This window comes from Streptomyces rubrogriseus (genome assembly GCF_027947575.1).
Lineage (GTDB): Bacteria > Actinomycetota > Actinomycetes > Streptomycetales > Streptomycetaceae > Streptomyces > Streptomyces rubrogriseus.
The window spans coordinates 7,963,510-7,986,207 of the sequence record NZ_CP116256.1; the positions used below are offsets into that span (position 1 = coordinate 7,963,510).

At 72.5% G+C, this 22,698-nt stretch carries 21 protein-coding genes; 11 read left to right on the forward strand and 10 right to left on the reverse strand.

What is annotated here, in order from left to right:
- Window positions 1-71 precede the first annotated feature (71 nt).
- Entirely contained in the window at window positions 72-914 is an 843-nt protein-coding gene (locus Sru02f_RS35885; protein WP_109035380.1) for an ABC transporter permease, read from the reverse strand.
- A complete protein-coding gene (locus tag Sru02f_RS35890; protein WP_109035378.1) occupies window positions 911-1,933 on the reverse strand; it encodes an ATP-binding cassette domain-containing protein in 1,023 nt (340 codons plus the stop codon). Before Sru02f_RS35890 ends, Sru02f_RS35885 begins: the two co-directional genes overlap by 4 nt.
- A gap of 96 nt (window positions 1,934-2,029) precedes the next feature.
- On the opposite strand from Sru02f_RS35890, the gene Sru02f_RS35895 reads away from it, so the two are divergent.
- Window positions 2,030-2,836, forward strand: a complete 807-nt coding sequence (locus tag Sru02f_RS35895) for a TetR/AcrR family transcriptional regulator (RefSeq protein WP_109035375.1) — start codon at window positions 2,030-2,032, stop codon at window positions 2,834-2,836.
- On the opposite strand, the gene Sru02f_RS35900 is transcribed toward Sru02f_RS35895, so the two are convergent.
- A complete protein-coding gene (locus Sru02f_RS35900) occupies window positions 2,810-3,799 on the reverse strand; it encodes a WD40 repeat domain-containing protein (protein ID WP_167469790.1) in 990 nt (329 codons plus the stop codon). The genes Sru02f_RS35895 and Sru02f_RS35900 overlap by 27 nt on opposite strands.
- Before the next feature lie 112 nt (window positions 3,800-3,911).
- Between Sru02f_RS35900 and Sru02f_RS35905 the strand changes: the two genes are divergently transcribed.
- Entirely contained in the window at window positions 3,912-4,601 is a 690-nt protein-coding gene (locus tag Sru02f_RS35905) for a GDSL-type esterase/lipase family protein (protein ID WP_109035371.1), read from the forward strand.
- Here the strand turns inward: Sru02f_RS35905 and Sru02f_RS35910 are convergent.
- Window positions 4,574-5,347 carry an aminoglycoside adenylyltransferase family protein gene (locus Sru02f_RS35910; protein ID WP_109035369.1) on the reverse strand — a complete coding sequence of 258 codons (774 nt, stop codon included), beginning with the start codon at window positions 5,345-5,347 and terminating at the stop codon, window positions 4,574-4,576. The two genes, Sru02f_RS35905 and Sru02f_RS35910, sit on opposite strands and share 28 nt — an antisense overlap.
- A gap of 90 nt (window positions 5,348-5,437) precedes the next feature.
- Here Sru02f_RS35910 and Sru02f_RS35915 point away from each other — a divergent pair, with 90 nt between their 5' ends.
- Both Sru02f_RS35915 and Sru02f_RS35920 read left to right on the forward strand, forming a co-directional pair.
- On the forward strand, window positions 5,438-6,031 hold the full coding sequence (locus tag Sru02f_RS35915; protein ID WP_167469789.1) for a Uma2 family endonuclease: 594 nt from the start codon (window positions 5,438-5,440) through the stop codon (window positions 6,029-6,031).
- Window positions 6,032-6,079: 48 nt separating this feature from the next.
- On the forward strand, window positions 6,080-7,072 hold the full coding sequence (locus Sru02f_RS35920) for an aldo/keto reductase (protein ID WP_109035365.1): 993 nt from the start codon (window positions 6,080-6,082) through the stop codon (window positions 7,070-7,072).
- Between the two features lie 162 nt (window positions 7,073-7,234).
- On the opposite strand, the gene thpR is transcribed toward Sru02f_RS35920, so the two are convergent.
- The 3 genes from thpR to Sru02f_RS35935 are packed head-to-tail and all read right to left on the reverse strand — an operon-like array spanning window position 7,235 to window position 9,701.
- Window positions 7,235-7,807, reverse strand: coding sequence for an RNA 2',3'-cyclic phosphodiesterase (gene thpR, locus Sru02f_RS35925; RefSeq protein ID WP_373103679.1), 573 nt, complete (start codon window positions 7,805-7,807; stop codon window positions 7,235-7,237).
- A 49-nt stretch (window positions 7,808-7,856) separates the two neighbouring features.
- The gene (locus tag Sru02f_RS35930) at window positions 7,857-9,236 is read right to left on the reverse strand and encodes an MFS transporter (RefSeq protein ID WP_109035361.1); all 1,380 of its coding nucleotides are present in this window, start codon (window positions 9,234-9,236) and stop codon (window positions 7,857-7,859) included.
- 27 nt (window positions 9,237-9,263) lie between these two features.
- Window positions 9,264-9,701, reverse strand: a complete 438-nt coding sequence (locus tag Sru02f_RS35935; protein ID WP_003974639.1) for a MarR family winged helix-turn-helix transcriptional regulator — start codon at window positions 9,699-9,701, stop codon at window positions 9,264-9,266.
- Between the two features lie 150 nt (window positions 9,702-9,851).
- Here Sru02f_RS35935 and Sru02f_RS35940 point away from each other — a divergent pair, with 150 nt between their 5' ends.
- Complete coding sequence (locus Sru02f_RS35940; RefSeq protein WP_003974640.1) at window positions 9,852-10,040, forward strand: hypothetical protein; 189 nt, start codon at window positions 9,852-9,854, stop codon at window positions 10,038-10,040.
- 30 nt (window positions 10,041-10,070) lie between these two features.
- On the opposite strand, the gene Sru02f_RS35945 is transcribed toward Sru02f_RS35940, so the two are convergent.
- Window positions 10,071-11,528 (reverse strand): NCS2 family permease, encoded by a 1,458-nt coding sequence (locus Sru02f_RS35945; protein ID WP_109035359.1) that lies wholly within the window; start codon window positions 11,526-11,528, stop codon window positions 10,071-10,073.
- A 203-nt stretch (window positions 11,529-11,731) separates the two neighbouring features.
- On the opposite strand from Sru02f_RS35945, the gene Sru02f_RS35950 reads away from it, so the two are divergent.
- Window positions 11,732-11,992: a DUF2530 domain-containing protein gene (locus Sru02f_RS35950; RefSeq protein WP_109035357.1), complete on the forward strand. Its 261-nt coding sequence runs from the start codon at window positions 11,732-11,734 to the stop codon at window positions 11,990-11,992.
- Window positions 11,993-12,091: 99 nt separating this feature from the next.
- The gene (locus Sru02f_RS35955; protein WP_109035355.1) at window positions 12,092-14,500 is read left to right on the forward strand and encodes an HAD-IC family P-type ATPase; all 2,409 of its coding nucleotides are present in this window, start codon (window positions 12,092-12,094) and stop codon (window positions 14,498-14,500) included.
- A gap of 87 nt (window positions 14,501-14,587) precedes the next feature.
- Here the strand turns inward: Sru02f_RS35955 and Sru02f_RS35960 are convergent, their stop codons facing one another.
- Together Sru02f_RS35960 and Sru02f_RS35965 are read right to left on the reverse strand one after the other, a co-directional pair.
- Complete coding sequence (locus Sru02f_RS35960) at window positions 14,588-17,716, reverse strand: sacsin N-terminal ATP-binding-like domain-containing protein (protein WP_109035353.1); 3,129 nt, start codon at window positions 17,714-17,716, stop codon at window positions 14,588-14,590.
- Window positions 17,717-17,906: 190 nt separating this feature from the next.
- On the reverse strand, window positions 17,907-18,833 hold the full coding sequence (locus Sru02f_RS35965; protein ID WP_109035351.1) for a DUF3027 domain-containing protein: 927 nt from the start codon (window positions 18,831-18,833) through the stop codon (window positions 17,907-17,909).
- 333 nt (window positions 18,834-19,166) lie between these two features.
- On the opposite strand from Sru02f_RS35965, the gene Sru02f_RS35970 reads away from it, so the two are divergent.
- The 4 genes from Sru02f_RS35970 to Sru02f_RS35985 are packed head-to-tail and all read left to right on the forward strand — an operon-like array spanning window position 19,167 to window position 22,687.
- A complete protein-coding gene (locus Sru02f_RS35970; RefSeq protein WP_109035349.1) occupies window positions 19,167-20,558 on the forward strand; it encodes an MFS transporter in 1,392 nt (463 codons plus the stop codon).
- 58 nt (window positions 20,559-20,616) lie between these two features.
- Complete coding sequence (locus Sru02f_RS35975; protein ID WP_203698010.1) at window positions 20,617-21,126, forward strand: DUF2771 domain-containing protein; 510 nt, start codon at window positions 20,617-20,619, stop codon at window positions 21,124-21,126.
- Window positions 21,127-21,153: 27 nt separating this feature from the next.
- Entirely contained in the window at window positions 21,154-21,849 is a 696-nt protein-coding gene (locus tag Sru02f_RS35980) for a futalosine hydrolase (protein ID WP_373103680.1), read from the forward strand.
- The gene (locus Sru02f_RS35985; RefSeq protein WP_109035343.1) at window positions 21,839-22,687 is read left to right on the forward strand and encodes a 1,4-dihydroxy-6-naphthoate synthase; all 849 of its coding nucleotides are present in this window, start codon (window positions 21,839-21,841) and stop codon (window positions 22,685-22,687) included. The genes Sru02f_RS35980 and Sru02f_RS35985 overlap by 11 nt, the downstream gene beginning before the upstream one ends.
- Window positions 22,688-22,698: the final 11 nt, after the last annotated feature.

The window sequence follows — 22,698 nt, forward strand, 5'->3', positions numbered from 1 at the left end:
GGGGTGGAGATGCACCGCGCCCCCGGCTCCACCCCCGCTCTCCACCCCCGGCCCGGACGCCCTGGCCGCTGCTACCGGCTCAGCCGCTGGAACCTCCGTACCGCCAGGGGCAGGAAGATCGCCGTCAGCACCACCGGCCACACGCCCGCCATCAGCAACGCGTGCTGTTCCACCCACGAGTCGCCGCCGCCGACCGGCGTGCCGAACAGGTCGCGAGCGGCGGCCGCCGTCGACGAGATCGGGTTCCACGCGGCCACCCAGCCCAGCCAGTCGGGCATGAGCTGCGGGGCGACGAAGATGCTGGAGATCATCGTCAGCGGGAAGACCACCGCGAACAGGCCGCCCGCCGCCTCCGGGTTGGGGACCAGGAGGCCCAGCCACACGCCGATCCAGATCAGCGCGAAGCGCAGCCACAGCAACAGCCCGAAGGCCGCCACGAAACCCCAGCCGCCCTCCGGGCGCCAGCCCATGGCCATCGCCGTCAGCATCATGATGGCCAACTCCGCGCAGGCCACCAGCAGATCGGTCACCCCGCGCCCGGCCACCACCGCCGAGGACGCCATCGGCATGGAGCGGAAACGGTCGATGACGCCCTTCGTGGAGTCGTAGACGACGACCGTCGCGGTGTTGATGAAGCCGAACGCCATGGTCATCACGAACATGCCCGGCATCAGGAAGTCCTTGTAGTCCCCGCCGCCGGGCACCGTCATCGCGCTGCCGAAGACGTAGCCGTAGAGGAGGACCGACAGGATCGGGAAGCCCAGCTGCCAGGCGATGTTGACGGGCTGGCGCTGGTAGTGGGTCAGGCCGCGGCGGACGATGTTGCCGCAGTCGGCGAGCAGCCAGTAGAGGCGGCCGCGCTCGGGCGGAGCCGTCGCCGGACCGGCCGCGCTGTCGACATCGAGGGCGCTCATGCCGCCACCGCCTCCTTCTTGTCCTTCTCCTTCTTCTCCTTCTTCTCCTTCTCCGCGTTCCGCGCGGGCTCCACGCTGGTGCGGTGGCCGGTCAGGCGCAGGAACACGTCGTCGAGGCTCGGCCTGCGCAGGCCGATGTCCTCGACGGCGACGCCCTCGTCCTGGAGGGTGCGCGCCACCTCGGTCAAAGCCGGCACCCGGTCGGTGACCGGGGCGTGCACGCGCAGCGCCACCTCCTCGACCTCGGGTTCGCCCTTGCAGACCCGGGCCACCGTCCGCACCACCCGTGGGATCTCGGCCCGGTCGGCGACCACGACCTCGATCCGGTCGCCGCCGACCAGGTTCTTCAGCCCGTCCGGGGTGTCGTCGGCGATGGCCCGGCCCCGGTCGATGACGGTGATGCGGGAGGCGAGCCTGTCGGCCTCCTCCAGGTACTGCGTGGTCAGCAGGACCGTCGTGCCGCTCGCCACCAGCTCGCGGACCGATTCCCAGACCTCGCCGCGACTGCGGGGGTCCAGGCCCGTCGTCGGCTCGTCCAGGAACAGGACGGACGGGGCGAGGATCATCGACGCCGCGAGGTCGAGGCGCCGCCGCATGCCGCCGCTGTACTTGCCCACGCCCCGGTCGGCGGCGTCGGTCAGGTCGAACTGCTCCAGCAGCTCGACCGCGCGGGCCCGGGCCCGCCTGCCGCCCAGGTGGAACAGGCGCCCGAACATCTCCAGGTTCTGCCGGCCGGTGAGCACCTCGTCCACGGCCGCGTACTGGCCGGTGAGGCCGATCCGCGCCCGCACCTCACGTGCCTGCCGGGCGAGGTCGAGGCCCGCCACCTCGGCCCGTCCCCCGTCCAGCCCGATCAGCGTGGACAGGATGCGCACGGCCGTGGTCTTGCCCGCGCCGTTCGGCCCGAGCAGGCCGTGCACCGTGCCCTCGCGGACGGTCAGGTCGAAGCCGTCCAGGGCGCGTTTGTCGCCGTAGCGCTTCTCCAGGCCTTCGGCCCGTACCGCGTGTCGCTCGCTCATGGGTCCCAGTCCCCCTTCCGTTCCCTAACTGAGTACACCGTACCCGATTGCGCGTACGCCGTACTCAGTTTTTCGGCGCGGACTTAAACTGACCCCATGGCAAGCGGTACGGAGACCAGCGGCAGCGGCGACATCGGCCGCACCCTCGAACTGTTGTGGGACACCGGCCGACGCCCCAGCCGGGGACCCAGGCCCGGCCTGACGCTGGAGCGGATCGTGGAGGCCGCCGTCGAGGTCGCGGACCGGGACGGTCTGGGCGCGGTCTCGATGCGCCGGATCGCCACCGAGCTGGGCACCGGCACGATGTCCCTGTACCGCTACGTCCCCGGCAAGGGCGAGCTGCTCGACCTGATGCTGGACCGCGTGCAGCGCCCGTCCGAGAACCCGGCCGACCTCGGCGACGGCGGCTGGCGCTCGGCGCTGCACGCGCTCGGCCACGCCGCGCTCGCCCTCTACCGCCGCCACACCTGGCTGCTGGAGGTCAACCAGTCCCGCCCGGTCCTCGGCCCGTCCGCCCTGGACGGCATGGAGAAGGTGCTGGCCCGGATCAAGCCGATGGGCCTGACCGACCCCGAGCTGGTCTCGGTGATCGTCATGATCGACGGGTACGTCGTCGGGGCCGCCCGCACGCAGGTGTACGAGCGGGAGGCCGAGCGCGGGTCCGGGCTGACGGACGCGGAGTTCTGGGCGGCCCAGGAGCCGGTGCTGGTGAAGGCCATGAGCAGCGGGCGCTACCCCGTGCTCTCGTCCCTCTCCGAGGACGCCTTCGGCACCGGCTTCGACCACTTCGAGTTCGGGCTCCAGCGCATCCTCGACGGGCTGGAGGTGCTGGTGGCCTCGCGCCGGGCGGCGGACGCCCCCGCGGCGGGGGACGGCTCAGCGACGCCGGAAGATCCGGCGTAGCCCCAACAGCGCGGCCAGCGCGACGAGCAGCCCGACCGCCCCCACCTTGAGCGTGTTGCCGCCCGGACCGTTGGAGTCCGCACCCGAGGCATGGGAACCGGAACCCGATCCGCCGCCCGAGTCGCCACCGCCGCCGGGCACGTCCTGGGCCTTCACCGGGCTGTTGACGCCCTCCATGCCGAGCAGCAGCTTCTTGCCGTCGGTGGTGTAGGTGGCGGACTCGCCCTGGCCCAGGGGCACGCTGATCCGCTCCCCGCGCTTGATCTTCCCGCCGTTCCAGTCGTACCAGATGCCCCCGAGGTAGCCGCGCACGGCGAGCTGCTCGCCGTCCGGGGAGAAGGCCGCGTCCGTGGCCCAGAGGTCGACGGGGACGGTGGGCTTGAAGACGTTGGTGCCGGAGGGGGAGAGCTTGGCCGGGCCCTCGTACAGGTGCCCGCCGTCCTCGTTCTTGTCGATGATGTAGACCCGCCCGGTCTTCGGGTGGACCACCATCGACTCCGCGTCGCGGGAACCGTCCGTGTACTTCACGACGTACTGCGTCGCCTTGACGGTCTGGTCCTTCAGCTCCGTCGGCTCGGGCAGCTCGTAGATCCACACGTACGGCCAGGTCACGCCGTCGTTGTCGCCGATGTCGCCGACGAAGATCTTGTTGCCGGGGCCGATGGCGATCGCCTCGACGTCGCGGGGCGTGCCGACGCCGGACAGCGCGACGCGGGCGACGGTCTCGCCGGTGGCGCCGTCCACGGCGTAGATGTACGGGCCGGTGTCCTGGTCGTTGTGGGTCCAGTAGATGCCGGGGTGCAGACGGGACGCGGCGAGGCCGCTGGACTCGGTGATGCGCGGGTCCTTGATCGTGAAGCCGTCGCTCCCGGCGGGCCCGTCGTCCGCGTCCGCCGCGGAGGCGGGCACGGCGAACGCACCCACGAGAAGGGCCGAGGCGAGGAGGGCGAAGGGTCGGCGCATGCGCCAAGCCTGCCATCCCGCGCGGGCGTTCACGTCGGCGGTCACCCCCTCGGTCACCCTGCGTGGTCGGGCTCACATCGCGTCGACCAGGCCGATCGTCCATGATGAGCGGATGCTCAGGTTCATGTTCGTCGGCGACTCCATGACGATCGGGAGCGCAGGCGAACACACGTGGCGCTACCGGCTGTGGCAGCACCTGCGCGACTCCTGCGGCCGCCCCTTCACCTTCGTCGGCCCGCGCGAGACCCTCCATGACCGGGTGACGGACGCCCCCACCTCGTGCGCCTACGCCGAACCCGGCTTCCCCCGCGCCCACCTGGCCGGCTGGGGCGAGGGCTGGCACCACATGACCCCGCTGATCGCGGAGACGGTACGGTCCTGCCGCGCGGACGTGCTCCTGGTCTCGCTGGGCCTCATCGACCTCGGCTTCTACACCAACGCCGAGCAGACCGCCGCCAACGTGCGCGCCTTCGTGGCGAACGCGCGCTCGGCGAACCCGCGCGTGCGCGTGGCGGTGATGCCGGTGCTGCACAACATCCGGGTGGACGCCGACGAGACCTTCGCCGAGCAGGTCGCCCACTTCAACGAACTCCTCGTGAAGACCGTCGCCGACCTCGACGCCGAGGGCTCCCCGCTGCTGCTCGTCCCGCCGCCGCCCGGGTACGACTTCCACACCGACACCTACGACGGCACGCACCCCAACGAGAGCGGCGAGCACCGGATCGCGGAGGCCTTCGCGACGGCGATGGACGAGGAGTGGGGGCTCGGCGGCCCCTACTCCCCCGGCCCTTCGTCCCCGTAGGCCGCCCGGATCTCCCGGACCAGCCGGCCGGCACAGGACCGCACGGCCCGGCCGCTCCAGTTCTCCGTCCCCTGCCCGAGGTAGACGGCGCGCGCGTGGGCGAGCGGCGGCCGGTACGAGGCGGGCAGCCGCCCCAGGGCCCAGTCCGCCGCCGCGTCCTTCGACCGGATGTCCCCGGTGACGAGCGTGCTCCAGACGCGGGCGAGGGTGAGCAGCACGTTGCGCGTGTCCGACTCCAGCCCGGTCAGCAGCTCCGGCACCCCGGCGGCGATCGCCCGCCGCAGGTCGCCGTGCGGCACGGGGTCGAGCAGGGCCGCGGGCGGCGGGCCGTAGAGCGGGGCGTCGGCGCGCAGCACCATCGTCAGCAGCGGAGCCAGGTCGGGGTCGTCCTCCGGCTCCGGGACGGCGCCGCGCTCGTAGGAGTCGCGCAGCCACTCGCCGTACAGGTACTCCCGGCGGGGCGGATACCGCCAGGGCCGGACGTCGTCCCGCACGACGGCGATCAGCTCGACGGGGCGCCCCCCACCACCGGACACGCCGAGCAACTCCCCGGTGAGCCGCTCGCGTTGCCCGTACGTGGTCGGGCGCCCCAGGACGACGAGGAGATCGAGGTCGCTGTACGGTCGCAGCCCGCCGAGGGTGGCCGAGCCGTGCGCGTAGACGCCGAGCACGTCGCCGTCCTGGTCGAGGTGACGCCGGACGAGGGCGACGAGGTGATCGGTGCGGTCCCGGTCCCGCTCTGGCATATGCGCGTCCTCCCGTGTCCAGGTCGCCGTGCGTATCGTTGTACCGCGCGGCTGTACTCGTCGTTGAGTCAGCCGGGGAGGAGCGCCACGATGACCGTCCTTGACGACAGGACCGCGATGGCCGAGAGCGACAACACGCGTCGACTCGACGAGATGTTCGAGCGACTCGAGAGGATGCCCGTCCCCGAGGGTTACAAGGTCGAGATCGTCGGGGGGGTTGTCTACATGGCACCACAGCGGGACATCCACTGGCAGACCATCCTCGAGATCCTCTGGGCTCTGGAAGATCACTTCGGACGGCGGCAGGCGAGAATCTTCTCGGACGTCCGCATCGACTTCCCCGGCTACGAGAACGGATTCTGTCCGGACGTCGCCAAGATCAAAAGTGGGGCGAAGAAGGACGACAACGGCAAGTGGCGTTACGAGGATGTCGAGTTCGTCGCCGAAGTCATTTCCAGAGGCACGGCGCGGAACGACTACGAAGCCAAGAAGACCGCCTATGCCCTCGCGGAGGTACCGGTCTATCTCATCGCTGACCCCTATGCACGCAGGTGCCGCTTGTTCACCGAGCCCAAGGACGGCATCTACGTGACCGACACCTCCATCGAGTACGGCGGAGTCGTAGACATGACAAACACCCACCTCGGCCTCACTCTCGAGACAGCGGACTTCCCCCGCGACTGAGCGCCCCCGCTTGCCTGGAGCGCACTCCAAGTCGTTGGCTTGGGGACCATGGAGTACACGCAGCTCGGACGCACGGGACTCAAGGTCAGCCGGCTCGTCCTCGGCACCATGAACTTCGGTCCGCAGACCGACGAGGCCGACAGTCACGCGATCATGGACGCGGCGCTGGACGCCGGCATCAACTTCTTCGACACCGCCAACGTGTACGGCTGGGGCGAGAACAAGGGCCGCACCGAGGAGATCATCGGCAACTGGTTCGCCCAGGGCGGCGACCGGCGCGACAAGACCGTCATCGCCACCAAGGTGTACGGCAACATGGGCGCCGACGGCGAGGCGTGGCCCAACCACGACAAGCTGTCCGCCGTGAACATCCGGCGTGCGGTCGACGCCAGCCTCAAGCGGCTGCGGACGGACCACATCGACCTGTACCAGTTCCACCACATCGACCGCGCCACCGGTTTCGACGAGATCTGGCAGGCCATCGACGCGCTGGTCCAGCAGGGCAAGGTGCTGTACGCGGGGTCCTCGAACTTCCCCGGGTACAAGATCGCGCAGGCCAACGAGACCGCCGCCCGGCGCGGCGGGACCATCGGCCTGGTCAGCGAGCAGTGCCTGTACAACCTGGCCGAGCGCCGCGCCGAGATGGAGGTGATCCCGGCCGCGCAGGAGTACGGCCTCGGCGTCATCCCGTGGTCGCCGCTGCACGGCGGGCTGCTCGGCGGGGTCATCAAGAAGGAGGTCCAGGGCGGTCGCCGGGCCTCCGGACGGGCGGCCGACGCCCTGGCCGACCCGGCGAAGCGGGCGCAGATCCAGGCGTACGAGGACCTGCTCGACAAGCACGGCGTCGAGCCGGGCGAGGCCGCGCTGGCATGGCTGCTGACCAGGCCCGGCGTGACCGGCCCCATCGTGGGCCCGCGCACCGCCGAGCAGCTCGCGTCGGCACTGCGGGCCGTGGAGCTGGAGCTGTCGCAGGAGCTGCTGGCCGGGCTCGACGAGGTCTTCCCGGGCCCGGGGCCCGCTCCGGAGGCCTTCGCCTGGTAGCCCGCAGGCCTCCGCCTGGTAGCGGGGCGGGGTGGTGAGCGGGGCGGCGGCCGCCGCACGGGCCGGTCAGCCGAGGGCCGCCGCCAGCGCCACCACCACGAGCATCAGCACGAGCACACCGGCCATGATCCGGTTTCGGGTCTTCGGGTCCACGCTCCGAGCCTAACCGGAGGAGCCGAGCGGGCTGCGGGCGACCGCCTCGTAACGGGGCAGCTCGCCCGGCACGCCCGACTCCGGCAGGTTGCTGCGGACCAGCGCCAGGTCGGTCACGGTCCAGGTGGGGCCGGTGAAGCCGGAGAGCGCCTCGACGTAGGGGCGGACGTCGAACGCCTGTCTGCTGCGGGCCAGGGTCAGGTGGGCCCGGTAGCGGCGGTGCTCGCCGGTCCCGACGCCCGCCCTGCGCCCCGCGGCCTCGGCGCGGCTGACCAGCAGCCGCAGGGTCGCCAGGCCGCCCTCCGCCCCCACCCACAGCGCCCGGCCGCGGCCGAACTGGCCGCCGCCGCGCAGCGCCAGTTCGAAGGGCGCGGTGCGGTGGGCCGCGCGCTCCAGGCGGGCCGACAGGTCGGGTACGACGTCGTCGTCGACCTCGCCGTAGAAGGCGAGGGTGAGGTGCCAGCCCGGACGGCCGGTCCAGCGCAGCCCGTCGGCGCCGGGCAGCCCCCGCAGCACGGCCACCTCCGCGGCGAGGGCGGCGGTGACGTCCTCGGGCGGCAGTACGGCGGCGAACAGTCTCATGGGGCCAGCCTGGCAGAGCCCCGCCGCCCGGACCCCGGGTTTCCCACCCCTACGCCGCCGGTGCCAGGGCTTCCTGCCGTTCGCGCGGCACGAACCGGACCTGCGGGTGGCCGCGGTGCCAGCCGACCGACAGGCGCAGGTTCCCGACCCGGGCCAGGACCAGGCCGATGACGAGGGCGGCGGTGGCGGCCACCGCGCCGCCCGCGGCGAAGCCGACCCGGGCACCGTAGGTGTCGGTGACCCAGCCGACGATCGGGGCGCCGACGGGGGAGCCGCCGAGGAAGACCATCATGTACAGGGCCATCACGCGGCCCCGCATGGCCGGGTCGGTCGACATCTGGATGCTGGTGTTGGCGGTGACGTTGACCGTCATGCTGAAGACGCCGATGGGGACCATGAGCAGCGCGAAGAGCCACAGCTCGGGCGCCGTCGAGGCCACGATCTCCAGGGCGCCGAAGCCGAGCGCCGCCGCGATCAGGACGCGCAGCCGGGCGGTGCCGCGCCGGGCGGCGAGCAGGGCGCCGGCCAGCGAGCCGACGGCCATGAGGGTGTTGAAGAGGCTGTACGCCCCCGCGCCCGCGTCGAAGACGTCGTCGGCGAAGGCGGACAGGAAGACCGGGAAGTTGAAGCCGAAGGTGCCGATGAACCCGACCAGGGTGATCGTCCAGATCAGCTCGGGGCGGCCGGCGACGTAGCGCAGGCCCTCGCGGAGCTGGCCCTTGCCACGCGGGGTGGGGCGTCCGGCGTGCAGTTCGCGGGCGCGCATCAGCAGCAGGCAGGTGAGCGGCGCGACGAAGGACAGGCCGTTGGCGAGGAAGGCCCAGCCGGTGCCCACGCCGGTGATCATCAGACCGGCGACGGCGGGGCCGACCAGGCGGGCCGACTGGAAGTTGGCCGAGTTCATGCTGACCGCGTTCTGCAGCTGGTCGCGGCCGACCAGCTCGGAGACGAAGGTCTGGCGGGCCGGGTTGTCCATGACGGTGGCCAGGCCCATCGCGAAGGCGGCGACGTAGACGTGCCAGACCTGGACGTGTCCGCTCAGGGTGAGGGCGGCGAGGGCGAGCGCGGTCAGGGCCATCGCGGTCTGGGTGACCAGCAGCGTGGGCCGCTTGGGCAGGCGGTCGACGAGGACGCCGCCGTAGAGGCCGAAGAGCAGCATCGGCAGGAACTGCAGGGCGGTGGTGATGCCGACGGCGGCCGAGGAGCCGGTGAGGCTGAGCACCAGCCAGTCCTGGGCGATGCGCTGCATCCAGGTGCCGATGTTGGAGACGACCTGGCCCATGAAGAACAGGCGGTAGTTCCTGACCTTCAGGGAGGCGAACATCGACGTCCTGCGAGGGGCGGCGGGGCCCGTCGGACCGTCGGGGTTGGTCGGGTTGTCGTGGCCGTCAGGTGCGGGGGCGGAAGCTGCTCCGGATCCCGTACTCAAAAGGGTTCGCCTCCTCGCGAGAACTGCTTACTTGTGGGCGAGCTTCTCCAGCACGGGGGCGGCGGCGCGCAGTTTCGCCCACTCGTCCTCGTCGAGGCCCTCGACCAGCGTGGCCAGGAACGCGTTCCGCTTGCGGCGGCTCTCCTCGAGCATCACCACGGCCTGCTCGGTCTGCGTCACGACCTTCTGGCGCCGGTCCTCGGGGTGCGGCTCCAGCCTGACCAGGCCCTTGGCCTCGAGCAGCGCCACGATGCGGGTCATCGAGGGCGGCTGGACGTGTTCCTTGCGGGCCAGCTCGCCCGGGGTCGCGCTGCCGCAGTTCGACAGGGTGCCCAGTACCGACATCTCGGTGGGGCTGAGCGACTCGTCGACCCGCTGGTGCTTGAGCCGACGGGACAGCCGCATCACGGCGGAGCGCAGGGAGTTCACGGCGGCGGCGTCGTCGCCATGCTTGAGGTCCGGCATGTTCCTTAGCGTAACTCATTAGTCTGGCGAAATACCAACGCACTTCCGCCCCAGTGCCCGTGACACCCGCCACTGAAACCCGCAGTTCACCCGTACGAGTGAGTCGTGTCCGGAAATGGAGGCATCACCCGGCCGACCGGGGCGACCCTCGTGCTCATGGGGACCAGCGTGCTCAGCCTGCGGATAGACGGGGAGCTGCTCGACCGGCTCCGGGACCATGCGGCCAAAAGAGGAATGAGCGTCCAGGACTATGTCGTCCGGACGCTCATTCGAGATGACTTCGACGAACGGTTCCAGTCCGCCGTGGAGGAGACGGAACGGTTCTACGGGGTGCCGTGAGCCGGGAGGCCCGGTCCGGCCCCCCGGGGATCAGGTCAGGCCCAGGGCCGGCATCAGGTAGTAGAAGGCGAAGACCGCCGACACCACGTGCATCGCCACCGGCACCTCGCGGCCCCGGCCGGTCGCCAGGCGCAGCACCGAGAAGGTGATGAAGCCCATGCCGATGCCGTTGGTGATCGAGTAGGTGAACGGCATCATCAGCATGGTCACGAAGGCCGGGATCGCGACCGTGAAGTCCGACCAGTCGATCTCCTTGATCGAACCGGCCAGGATCAGGAAGCCCACCGCGATCAGCGCCGGGGTCGCCGCCTGCGACGGGACCATGGTGGCGATCGGAGTGAGGAACAGCGCCAGGGCGAACAGCGTGCCCGTGACGATGTTGGCGAAGCCGGTGCGCGCGCCCTCGCCGACGCCCGCCGTGGACTCCACGAAGCAGGTGGTGGCGGAGGCGGAGCTGGCACCGCCCACGGCGACCGCGACGCCGTCGACGAACAGGACCTTGTTGATGCCCGGCATCTGGCCCTCGCCGTCGGTCAGCTTCGCCTCGTCGCTGATGCCCATGATCGTGCCCATCGCGTCGAAGAAGCACGAGAGCAGCACGGTGAAGACGAACAGCACGCCGGTCAGGACGCCGACCTTCTCGAACCCGCCGAACAGACTGACCTCGCCGACCAGCCCGAAGTCGGGCGTGGCGACGGGGTTGCCGGGCCACTCGGGCGTGGTCAGGCCCCAGGAGGGGATGTCGGCGACGGCGTTGATGATCAACGCGACGCCGGTCATCACCACGATCGAGATGAGGATGGCGCCCGGCGTCTTCCGGACGATCAGCGCGAGGGTCAGCAGCACGCCGAGGACGAAGACCAGGACCGGCCAGCCGGTGAGGTGCCCGCCGGTGCCCAGCTGGATCGGGACCGTGGTCTGGGCGGCGTCCGGCATCCGGGTGATGAAGCCGGAGTCGACGAGCCCGATGATCATGATGAACAGGCCGATGCCGATCGCGATGGCCTTGCGCAGGCTGTAGGGCACGGCGTTCATCACGCGCTCGCGCAGCCCGGTGGCGACCAGCAGCATGACGACGAAACCGGCCAGCACCACCATGCCCATGGCGTCCGGCCAGGACATCCGCGGGGCGAGCTGGAGCGCGACGACGGAGTTCACGCCGAGACCGGCGGCGAGCGCGATCGGCACGTTGCCGATGACGCCCATCAGGAGCGTGGTGAACGCCGCCGTCAGCGCGGTCGCGGTGACCAGCTGACCGTTGTCGAGCTGGTGGCCGTACATGTCCTTCGCGCTGCCCAGGATGATCGGGTTCAGCACGATGATGTAGGCCATCGCGAAGAAGGTGGCGAAGCCGCCGCGGATCTCACGGGGCAGGGTGCTGCCGCGCTCGGAGATCTTGAAGTAGCGGTCGAGGCCGTTCTGCGGGGGCCGCCGGTCTTCCGGCGACTCGGGGGACGGGGGGACCTTGGCGGAGGCCGAGGTGGACATGCGGGGACCTCATCACCAACAGGTTCCCCCACGGCCTTGTCGGTGTTCCTATTGGCGTTTTCTACGAATGAAAGTGGTCAGAGACAAACGGGTTCAGTATGAACGTATGAGCCCGTGATCGCTATCTCCGCGCGTAGACCCGCGGAATCACCGGGTGGCGCCGCGCCGTCAACCCGTTCGCACGCTCCTCGTAAGCTGTACGCATGACGAAGTGGACACCCACGCACGAGGCGCCGGAGCCCCTGGAGGGCCCCGTGGTTCCGACCATCGTCGGCGGCACCATCCTCTGGTTCGTCCTCTTCCTGGTGCAGCTGCCCTTCTACGGCTGGTTCGACGACCACGGGCACACCTGGTGGGTGTGGACCTGCCTGGCGGGCGCGGGTCTCGGCCTGATCGGCATCTGGTACGTCCGGGGGCGCGACGCCGCGATCAGGCGGGACACGGCGGCCAGGGCCGAGAACTAGTACCAGGGCAGCACACCGCGCCCGCCCGTCTCGTACCCAGGTCGGATCTTCGCCGCACTCGATGGGTGGAGCCGTAAATCCGCACGTACCGTCGGATCCATGACGCATCTCGACGCGGACAGACTCGACCCGGAGCATCCCGCGCACGCCGTTGCCGCCCCATCGCCCGCGACCGGGCTCACGGCGGCCGGGGTCGCCGAGCGGATCGCCCGCGGCCAGGTCAACGACGTGCCGGTGCGCAGCAGCCGCTCCCTGGCCGACATCGTCCGCGCCAACGTCTTCACCCGGTTCAACGCGATCATCGGCGTGCTCTGGGTGATCATGCTGTTCGTCGCGCCGATCCAGGACAGCCTGTTCGGCTTCGTGATCCTCGCCAACACCGGCATCGGCATCATCCAGGAGTGGCGGGCGAAGAAGACCCTCGACTCCCTGGCCCTGATCGGCGAGGTCCGCCCGACGGTGCGCCGGGACGGGAAGCCCGCCGAGATCAGCACGTCCGAGATCGTGCTGGACGACGTCATCGAGATCGGCCCCGGCGACAAGGCCGTGGTCGACGGGGTGTGCGTCGAGGCCGACGGGCTGGAGATCGACGAGTCCCTGCTGACCGGCGAGGCCGACCCCGTGGTCAAACAACCGGGCGACCAGGTCATGTCGGGCAGCTTCGTGGTCGCGGGCGGCGGCGCCTTCCGGGCCACCAAGGTCGGCCGCGAGGCGTACGCGGCGCAGCTCGCCGAGGAGGCCTCCCGCTTCACGCTGGTCCAGTCCGAGCTGCGCTCCGGCATCTCCACGATCCTCAAGTACGTCACCTGGATGATGGTGCCGACCGCGATCGGCCTGATCCTCAGCCAGCTGCTCGCCAAGGACAACGAGCTGGACGACTCGATCGCGCGCACCGTCGGCGGCATCGTGCCCATGGTCCCCGAGGGCCTGGTCCTGCTCACCTCCGTCGCCTTCGCGATCGGCGTCGTCCGGCTCGGCCGCAAGCAGTGCCTCGTCCAGGAGCTGCCCGCCATCGAGGGCCTGGCCCGCGTCGACACCGTCTGCCTGGACAAGACCGGCACCCTCACCGAGGGCGGCATGGACGTCACCGACCTGCGCGTCCTCGGCGGCGCCGACGAGCGTCACGTCCGCGCCGTGCTCGGCGCCCTCGGCGCGTCCGACCCGCGCCCCAACGCCTCCCTCCAGGCGATCATCGACACCTACCCGGACGACGGGTCCGCCGGCGCGTGGCGGAACACGCGGTCGCTGCCCTTCTCCTCCGCCCGCAAGTACAGCGGCGCCACCTTCGACGAGGGCGACGGCGCCGCCAGGACGTGGCTGCTGGGCGCCCCGGACGTGCTGCTGCCCGAGGACGACCCGGCGCTCGCCGAGACCGGCCGGCTCAACGAACAGGGCCTGCGCGTACTGCTGCTCGCCCGCGCCGCCCGCGACCTGGACGACCCCGAGGTCGCCGAGGGCGTCGAGCCCACCGCCCTGGTGGTCCTGGAGCAGCGGCTGCGCCCGGACGCCGCCGACACCCTGCGCTACTTCGCCGACCAGGACGTGCGCGCCAAGGTCATCTCCGGCGACAACGCGGTCTCCGTCGGCGCGGTCGCCGCCAAGCTCGGGCTGTCCGGAGCCACCGTCGACGCGCGCCGGCTGCCCGCCGAGCGGGAGGAGATGGCGGGCGCCCTGGACGAGGGCACGGTGTTCGGGCGGGTCACCCCGCAGCAGAAGCGGGACATGGTGGGCGCCCTCCAGTCACGCGGCCACACGGTCGCGATGACCGGCGACGGCGTCAACGACGTCCTCGCGCTCAAGGACGCCGACATCGGCGTGGCGATGGGCTCCGGCTCGGAGGCGACCCGGGCGGTCGCGCAGATCGTGCTGCTCAACAACAGCTTCGCCACGCTGCCGTCGGTGGTGGCCGAGGGCCGCCGCGTGATCGGCAACATCACGCGCGTGGCGACCCTGTTCCTGGTCAAGACCGTGTACTCGGTGCTGCTCGCGATCCTGGTGGTCTGCTCGCAGGTGGAGTACCCGTTCCTGCCCCGCCACCTCACCCTGCTCTCGACGCTCACCATCGGCGTCCCGGCCTTCTTCCTGGCGCTCGCCCCGAACAAGGAGCGGGCCAGGCCCCACTTCGTCCGGCGCGTGATGCGGTACGCGATCCCGGGCGGGGTGGTGGCGGGGGCGGCGACCTTCGTGACGTACCTCGTCGCCCGGCAGCACTACACCGGCCCCGGCGCGCTGGACGCGGAGACCAGCGCGGCGACGCTGACGCTGTTCCTGATCTCGATGTGGGTGCTGGCGATCATCGCCCGGCCGTACACGTGGTGGCGGGTGCTGCTGGTGGCGGCGATGGGGCTGAGCTTCGTGGTGGTGCTGGCGGTGCCGTGGCTGCAGGACTTCTTCGCGCTGAAGCTGGTGGGGGTGACGATGCCGTGGACTGCCGTCGGCATTGCGGTTGTTGGGGCCGGCGTTCTGGAGTTCACCTGGAGGTGGGTGGATCGGCGGTTTCCGGTGTGACGGTTGCGGATTCGTTGCCGATACTGCTGCGCCGTTGTGGCTGGTCGCGCAGTTCCCCGCGCCCCTTTGGGGCGCGTTGCACCTCCCCTAGTCGAACCAGCGGTCCCTTGCCAGCTCGTCCGTCCTCGACTCGTCCTCCAGCAGTGCCGCCACCTCGAAGCGGCGGGGCCACTGGCCCGCCGACCAGGCGAGGCCGGCGGCCACGCCCTCCAGTGTCGCCGCGTGGAGCGTGCCGTCCTCGGTGAGACGCCAGTCGATCTCCACGCCGTCGACGAGCAGTTCCCCGTGCTCCACGTACGACGCCGGGGTCCGCGCCCCGAGCAGCACCCGTACCGGCTCCGGTACGTCGTGCTCGGTGCCCTCGGAGTCGACGCGGCCGATGACCGACTCGCTCAGCCGCCGCACCTGGAACAGCTCCGCCAGCTCGGCGGCGCGGGCCGGCCGGACCGGCAGCAGCGGTACGCCGGAGGTGAAGGGCAGCAGGTCGGGCGAGTCGACCACGACGGCGTCGGCGGCGTCCACCACGCGCACCTCGCCGTCGACCACGGCCCGCACCTCGTCCGGCAGGGTGACCTGCTCGGGGTCCAGTTCGGCCAGCGCGCCGTACAGGGCGTGCAGCTGGGCGGCCGTGACCGGGCGGTCCGGGTCGGCGAGGCGGTCCAGGAGTTCGGCCGCGCCGCCGGGCTCGTCGAGGAGCGCGGCGACCGAGGTGCGGACGCCGAGGGCCCGCAGTACCTGCTCGTCCTCGAAGCCGGTCGCGTCGGCCTCGTCGTACAGGCCCCGCAGCAGCGGGTCGCCGCCCGCCGCGCGCAGGCCGGCCGGGCGGCGTCCGCCGAGCACCGGGTGCCCGCGCAGCCACCACGCGGTGTAGGGCCGTACGACCTCGTGGGTGCCGTCGGGCAGCAGGACGCGCACGGGCTGGACCAGCGCGTCGCGCAGCGGCGGCCGGGACAGCAGGGCGAGGGCCTCGGGCCAGTGGTCGTCGTCCACGAGGTCGAGGTCGCGCACGGCGACGATCTCGGTGGCGACCGGCGGGACGGGGGTGTCCGGGAAGCGGTCGAGGACGTCCTCGCTCCACACGTCCACGGCGTCGAGGAGTCCCGCGTCGTCGGGCTCGGCGAAGTCTCCTTCGCGGGGCTCCAGTTCGTCGGGGTCCAGGACGACGTCGGTGGCGCGGACCAGGGCGAAGGTGACGAGCACGCCGCAGGCGGCCAGCGGGTCCGGCCCCCACTTCTCGGCGAGTTCCGCGTCCACGGCGGCGAGTTCGTCCTCCCGCATGACCCGGGCGAACGGGCCGCCGGGGAAGACGAGTTCGCCCGCCGGGGAGAGTTCGCCGTCCTCGTCGGGCAGCGCGAGGGCGCCCAGCCAGGGCTCGTCCCCGGCGTCGAGTCCGGCGTCGCGGACCAGGCCGAGCACGGTGTCGGCCAGTTCCTCGGCGTCGAGGGAGTCCTCCTCCCAGTTGACGCCGCCCTCGTCGTCCAGGGAGGCGGCGACGGCGGCCCGGACCTGCGGGGTGGTGAGGACGGCGCGCGGGGTGGCGGGGAGGGCGCCGAGCTTCTCCAGGAGCGGGTGCGCTGCGTCGGGGTGGGCGACCTTGAGGCCGAGACGGGTGAGGACCTCCGGGTCGAGGGAGGCGGCCTCCGGGGAGGGCAGCAGCACCTGCCGGGGACCGATGGTCGTCCGGCCGTCGGCCAGCGGCACCGGCAGCCCGGACAGCCGGTCGGGGTCGACCCCGGCGAGGCTGTCGTAGAGGCTGCGCCACCAGCCCGGCGCCTTCTCCAGGCCCGCCAGCCGGTCGACCGCGTCGGTCAGCGGCACCCGGGCCACGCCCAGGGTGCGCAGTTCGGCGCGGCGTTCCAGACCGGCGGGCAGCAGGGTCGGCAGCACCTCGGCCAGCACCCGCACGGTGTCGGCGCCCGCGCCCTCCACCACCTCGGCATCGCGCGGCCGCAGGGACTCCGGAAGGTCGTCCTCCGCGTCCTGGCCCCCGGAGGGGACGGCGGGCGGCAGGAACGACGTACGCGGCAGCCGGTCGAGGATCGCCTGCCGCAGCGCGCCGTCCAGTTCGCCCCGGCCGAGGGCGCCCGGCACCAGGTCGATGAGGCCGGCGGTGACCGGCCGCCAGTCGGCGAGCAGCCCGGCGTAGGCGTCGGCGGCCCGTTCGGTCAGGAAGTCGGTCAGCGGCCCCGGCGCGGTGTGCCGTCGGGTGGCGTCCAGCGGGAAGGACGCGATGAGCAGGGCGGGCACGCCGAGCGGCTCGTCACTCGGGGTAGGCGCGTGGACCACCGGACTGGTGCGGGGGCGGGCGGGAGTGCCGTCGGCGTCGACGGGCACCGCCCAGGTAACGGACCAGTGCGGGCGCAGCCGTTCCTCCACCGGCCGGTCGGCGAGGAGGTCGGGGGTGAGGGGTCCGTGCGCGGCGGCGGTGCGCCAGCGGGTGACGCCCTGCCGGGAGTCCTCGACGACGGTCAGGGCGTCCTCGGCGCGGCGGGAGAGGGTGCGCACCTCGTCGCCCGCCTCGATCACGACCTCCGCCAGGCCCGGCAGGGCGAGCAGCAGGGCGTCGTCCACGCCGTGCAGGAGGCGTTCGGCGAGGTCGGCTGCGGCCGTGTCGCGCAGCGGCAGGATGACCGCCGTGTCGTAGGGGCCGGGGGCGGTGCCCTCGGCCGGGAACGGCAGCCGCAGCAGCGGTACGTGCCCGTCGCGCCGCCGGATCTCGTCACCCAGGCCGGGGCTGTGCCGGGCGGTGTCGGCGGCCAGGTCGCGGGCCTCGGCCAGGGACCAGCGCACCCCGCCGTGCCGGCCGACGACGGCGGGCTCGTCGGTCACGGCCAGGACGGCGGCGAAGCCGACCCCGAACCGGCCGACCGAGCCGTCCACCGCGTCCCGCTTGGCGGAGGCGCGCAGGGTGGACAGCGACTCGACGCCGGTCGCGTCGAGCGGGGCGCCGGTGTTGGCGGCGACGAGGACGCCGTCGCGCAGGGTGAGCCGGAGCCGGCCGGGCACGCCGGCCCGTGCGGCGGCGTCGGCGGCGTTCTGCGCGAGTTCGACGACCAGCCGGTCGCGGTAGCCGCCGAGGACGAGGTCCTCCTCCGCGTTGGCGTCCTCACGGAACCGGGCGGGGCTCGTCGCCCAGGCGTCCAGCACCCCGCGTCGCAGCCGTGCCGTACCGAACGGATCGGCACCTTCGGCGGCAGGCCGTACGAACATGCTCACGGTGACTCTCCTCATCGACGGACCACGAAGGTACCGCCCACTCAGCCCGTCCGATGCCGTGTGCCCCCGGCCGGCACCATCCAGGCCGTCCGGCGTTCGAGGACGAGGCCGTCAAGGCCGAAGGGGGTCCGGGGGCGCAGCCCCCGGGGGCGCGAGCCACCACGCACCCGCACCCGGGAACGCACCCGGACTACGAGTGCCCCAGCTCCGCCGAGGCCACGTCCTCGGCCACCGGCACCGAACCGGAGTCCGCGGCCGGCCGCAGCGGGAACGGGTCCACCCGGGTCTCGTCGATCACCGGTGGAGCCACCCGCGGCGGCTTCGGCATCACCGCGGCCTCGGAGTGCCCGCCGCACCCGTAGGCCAGCGACACGACGTGCCCGTCGGCCGGGGAGAACTCGTTGGCGCACACACCGAAGGCCTGCCCGAGCGAGCCGCCGATCCGGGCGAGGAAGCCGCAGCTGACGCAGGAGGCGGGGGCCGCCTGGGCCATCGCGGTCTTCGGGCCGTAGCCCTCCTCCCAGCGGTCGGCGGCGACGTGCAGGCCGTACCGGGACAGCACCCGGGTGCGGCGCAGGCCCAGCTCCTCGGCGACCGCCGAGATCGTGCCGCGGGCCGGGACGGTCGACAGCTCGGCGGGCGGCCCGGCGGTCACCTCGGCGTCCTCGGCCTCGACCAGGTCGGCCATCTCGTGCGAGACGACGGAGTTCGGCGGCGGCTCGTCCTCGCCGGTCCAGCCGGGCTCCAGGCGCAGATCCTCCGCGTCGGTGGGCAGCAGGTCGCCGGGGCCCATGTCGCCGGGGCGCAGCCGCTCGCTCCACGGCACCCACTCGGGGGCGAGGAGCGCGTCGGGGCCGGGCAGCAGCACCGCCTCGTCCACCGTGACGATCTTGGCGCGGGAGGCGCGGGCCACCGTCACGGCCCAGCGCCAGCCCCGGTAGCCCAGCTCCTTGCAGGCGAAGTAGTGGGTGACGACCCGGTCGCCCTCCGACACCAGGCCCTCGTGCTCGCCGACGACGCCTGGGGCGGCGGCCTCCTCGGCCGCGGCCCGGGCGAGGTCGACGGCCTCGGCGCACAGGCGGTCAGGGGTGCGGCTTCGCGTTGTCGCTGCGCTCACAGGTATCGCTTCTCTCCATACGCCGTCTCACGAGTGCGCCGCTGTGTGCGAGGGGCGGACGGAGCGGACCTGTGGACCGCGTCGACGTCCGCGCCCGATCGCGCTCGGGCGCACCTACGTCATCCATTCTGCGGGATGGCCGTACGGCGCGCGGCCGAGAACGTTCGCCACGGCGCGCTACGCACGCTACCTGCTCATGTGCCCTGGGCCTACACCGACGGGGATTTCGGCGGGGTACGGCCACGCGTTCCCGGGCGGGTCGCGCCCGACTCGATCACCGCCATCCGTGCCGTATCGACGCTACAGCCGCCGCTGACGGGGCACTATGACGGGGTGGCAGCCGCACGGACGGAGTTCAAGCGCGGGAGCCGGTGGCGCGGTCCCGGCTCCCGGTTCCGTGCGGTCGGCCGCGTCCTGCGCCTGCCGGTGACCGGTACGGCGCGCGGCATCCGGCGGGCGACGCACGCGCACGGCGCGGGCGAGTCGGGCCTCGGCAAGCTGATCGAGCTGCACGGGGTGAACGGCGCCGGCGACGTGATGATCACCGTCGCGCTCGCCTCCACCGTGTTCTTCTCCGTCCCCACCGACGAGGCACGCGGGCGCGTCGCGCTGTACCTCGCCATCACCATGGCGCCGTTCACGCTCCTCGCGCCGGTGATCGGCCCGCTCCTGGACCGGCTGCCGCACGGCCGCCGCGCGGCGATGGCGACCGCGATGGGCGCCCGCGCGGTGCTCGCGCTGGTGCTGTCCGGCGCGGTCGTCACCGGCGGCATCGAGCTGTACCCGGCCGCGCTCGGCGTACTGGTCGCCTCGAAGGCGTACGGCGTGGTCAGGAGCGCCGTGGTGCCGCGGCTGCTGCCGCCCCGGGTCTCGCTGGTGAAGGCGAACTCGCGGGTCACGCTGTGCGGGCTGCTGGCCACCGGTGCGGCCGCGCCGATCGGTGCGGCCCTCCAGCAGGTGGGGCCGCGCTGGCCGCTGTACGGCGCCTTCGTGATCTTCGTCGCGGGCACCGTGCTGTCGTTCACGCTGCCGCGGAAGGTGGACTCGGCGCGCGGCGAGGACCGGGCGCTGCTCGCCGCGGACGAGGACCACCTGCCGGGACCGCTGCGGGGGCGGGGCAAGCGGCCCGGCCTGCGCACGGTGGGCCCGGCGGTGACCCACGCGCTGGCCGCCAACGCCGCCATCCGCTGCCTGACCGGCTTCCTGATCTTCTTCCTGGCGTTCCTGCTGCGGGTGCACCCGATGACCGGCCAGAGCGCGGCGGTGTCGCTGGGGATCGTGGGCGTCGCGGCCGGTGCGGGCAACGCGCTGGGCACGGCCGTCGGGGCGTGGCTGCGGTCCCGGGCGCCGGAGGTGATCATCGTGACGGTGGTGGTGATCGTGCTGGGCACGGCGGTGGTCGCCGCGGTGTTCTTCAGCGCCTTCCTGGTGGCGTGTCTGGCGGCGGTCGCCGGGTTCGCGCAGGCGCTGGCCAAGCTGTCCCTGGACGCGCTGATCCAGCGGGACGTGCCGGAACTGGTGCGCACGTCGGCGTTCGCGCGCTCGGAGACGCTGCTCCAGGTCTCCTGGGTGTTCGGCGGCGCGGTCGGCATCGTGCTGCCGCTCAACGGCACGCTGGGCCTGTCGGTGGCCGCCGCGATCATCGCCGCCGGGTGGCTGACGACCGTACGCGGGCTGCTCGACTCGGCGCGGCACGGGGGACGGACTCGGCCGAGAGTGGCGTGACCACGCCACGCCGTACCCAGGTGGGGGGCGGGGCTCAGGCGCCGTATAGCCTTCCGCCATGACCACGTTGCCCCGCGGCACCGCCGCTATCGGACACCGCGTTGTGCGACGCCGCCGCGCCGTCGCCGCTGTCGGCGCCGTGTCCGCCGGACTTCTCCTGCTGTCGGCCTGTGACGAGCCGACCCCGATCGCGACGATCACGGTCGGCAGTGACTCGGTCAGCTCCGAGGCCACCTGCGGCGGAGAGGGCAAGAACCTTTCCCCCGACGAGATCAACAAGTGCCTGAAGGACAAGGACGCGAAGTCCATCACCGTCGACCAGGACGAGACCGTGCGGTTCGGCGTCGACCCGGACCTCGCCGACAAGCACTGGACGATCCTGATGAACGGTCAGCAGCTCGTCGAGGACAGCGACAAGACCTACCGCACCGTCCCGGGCAGCGTGTTCTTCAACGCCCAGTACGGCGCCCAGGGCAACTCGACGAACGTCGCCGTCGCGGTCCGGGACGGCAAGGACGACAGCCAGAACATCACCGGTGTGTGGGTCTTCGAGCTGAAGAAGGACTGACCGCCCACGTCCTCCGTGCACCTCCTCGTGGCCACCGCGGTCCCCGTCGAACGGGACGCGGTGGCTCGGGCGTTCCCGGCGCCGGGCACCGAGGTGTCCCGCCCAGGGATCACCCTCCACCGGCTGCCGGACGGCTGGGACCTGCTGGCCGCCGGGGTGGGCCCGGCCCGCGCCGCCGCCTCCACGGCCGCCGCCCTGACCGCCGCCGCCCTCGACGGCAGGCCCTACGACCTGGTCGTCTCGGCCGGTATCGGCGGCGGCTTCGCGCCCGGGGCGCCCGTCGGCTCACTGGTCGTCGCCGACGCGATCACCGCCGCCGACCTGGGCGCCGAGACCGCCGACGGCTTCCTGCCGGTCACCGACCTCGGCTTCGGCACCGTCACCCACCGGCCGCCGGCCGCTCTGGTCCGCGCCGCCGCCGAGGCGACCGGGGCCCGGTCCGGCACCGTACTGACCGGGTCCACCGTCACCGGCACCGCGGCCCGCGCCGCGCTGCTGCGCGAGCGCCACCCGGACGCCCTGGCCGAGGCGATGGAGGGCTTCGGCGTCGCCGAGGCCGCCGCCGCGCACGGCGTTCCGGTGCTGGAACTGCGCGCGGTCTCCAATCCGGTCGGACCGCGCGACCGCGCCGCCTGGCGCATCGGCGAGGCGCTCGCGGCCCTGACGGACGCCGTCGGGAAGCTCGCACCCGTCCTCGAGAGTTGGAAACCGCATGAGCGCTGACACCCTGCAGATCGCGTACTCCCCCTGCCCGAACGACACCTTCGTCTTCGACGCCCTCGCCCACGGCCGCGTCCCCGGCGCCCCGGCCCTCGACGTGACCTTCGCGGACATCGACATCACCAACGGCATGGCCGAGCGCGGCGAGCTGGACGTGCTCAAGGTGTCGTACGCCGTGCTGCCCTACGTCCTCGACGACTGGGCCCTGCTGCCCTGCGGCGGCGCGCTGGGCCGGGGCTGCGGCCCGCTGGTGCTCACCCGGGAGGCGGACGCCGACCTGCGCGGCCGCACCGTCGCCGTCCCCAGCGAGACCTCCACCGCCTACCTGCTCTTCCGCCTCTGGGCGGCGGACACGGTGCCCGGCGGGGTCGGCGAGATCGTCGTCATGCCGTTCCACGAGATCATGCCGGCCGTGCGGGACGGGAAGGTCGACGCGGGACTGGTGATCCACGAGGCCCGCTTCACGTACCAGAACTACGGGCTGCACAAGCTCGCCGACATGGGCGAGCACTGGGAGCACACCACCGGGCTGCCGATCCCGCTCGGCGCGATCATCGCGAAGCGGTCACTGGGCGCCCGGACGCTGAACCGCCTCGCCGACGCCGTACGCGGCTCCGTCCGCGCGGCCTGGGACGACCCGGAGGCGTCCCGGCCGTACGTCATGGAGCACGCGCAGGAGATGGACCCGGCCGTCGCCGACCAGCACATCGGGCTGTACGTCAACGAGTTCACCGCCGACCTCGGCGAGGACGGCTACGCGGCGATCCGGGGCCTGCTGACCCGCGCGGCGGCCGAGGGACTCGTACCGGCCCTCGGCCCGGACGCGCTGGCGTTCCCGTAGGACGGCCGGGG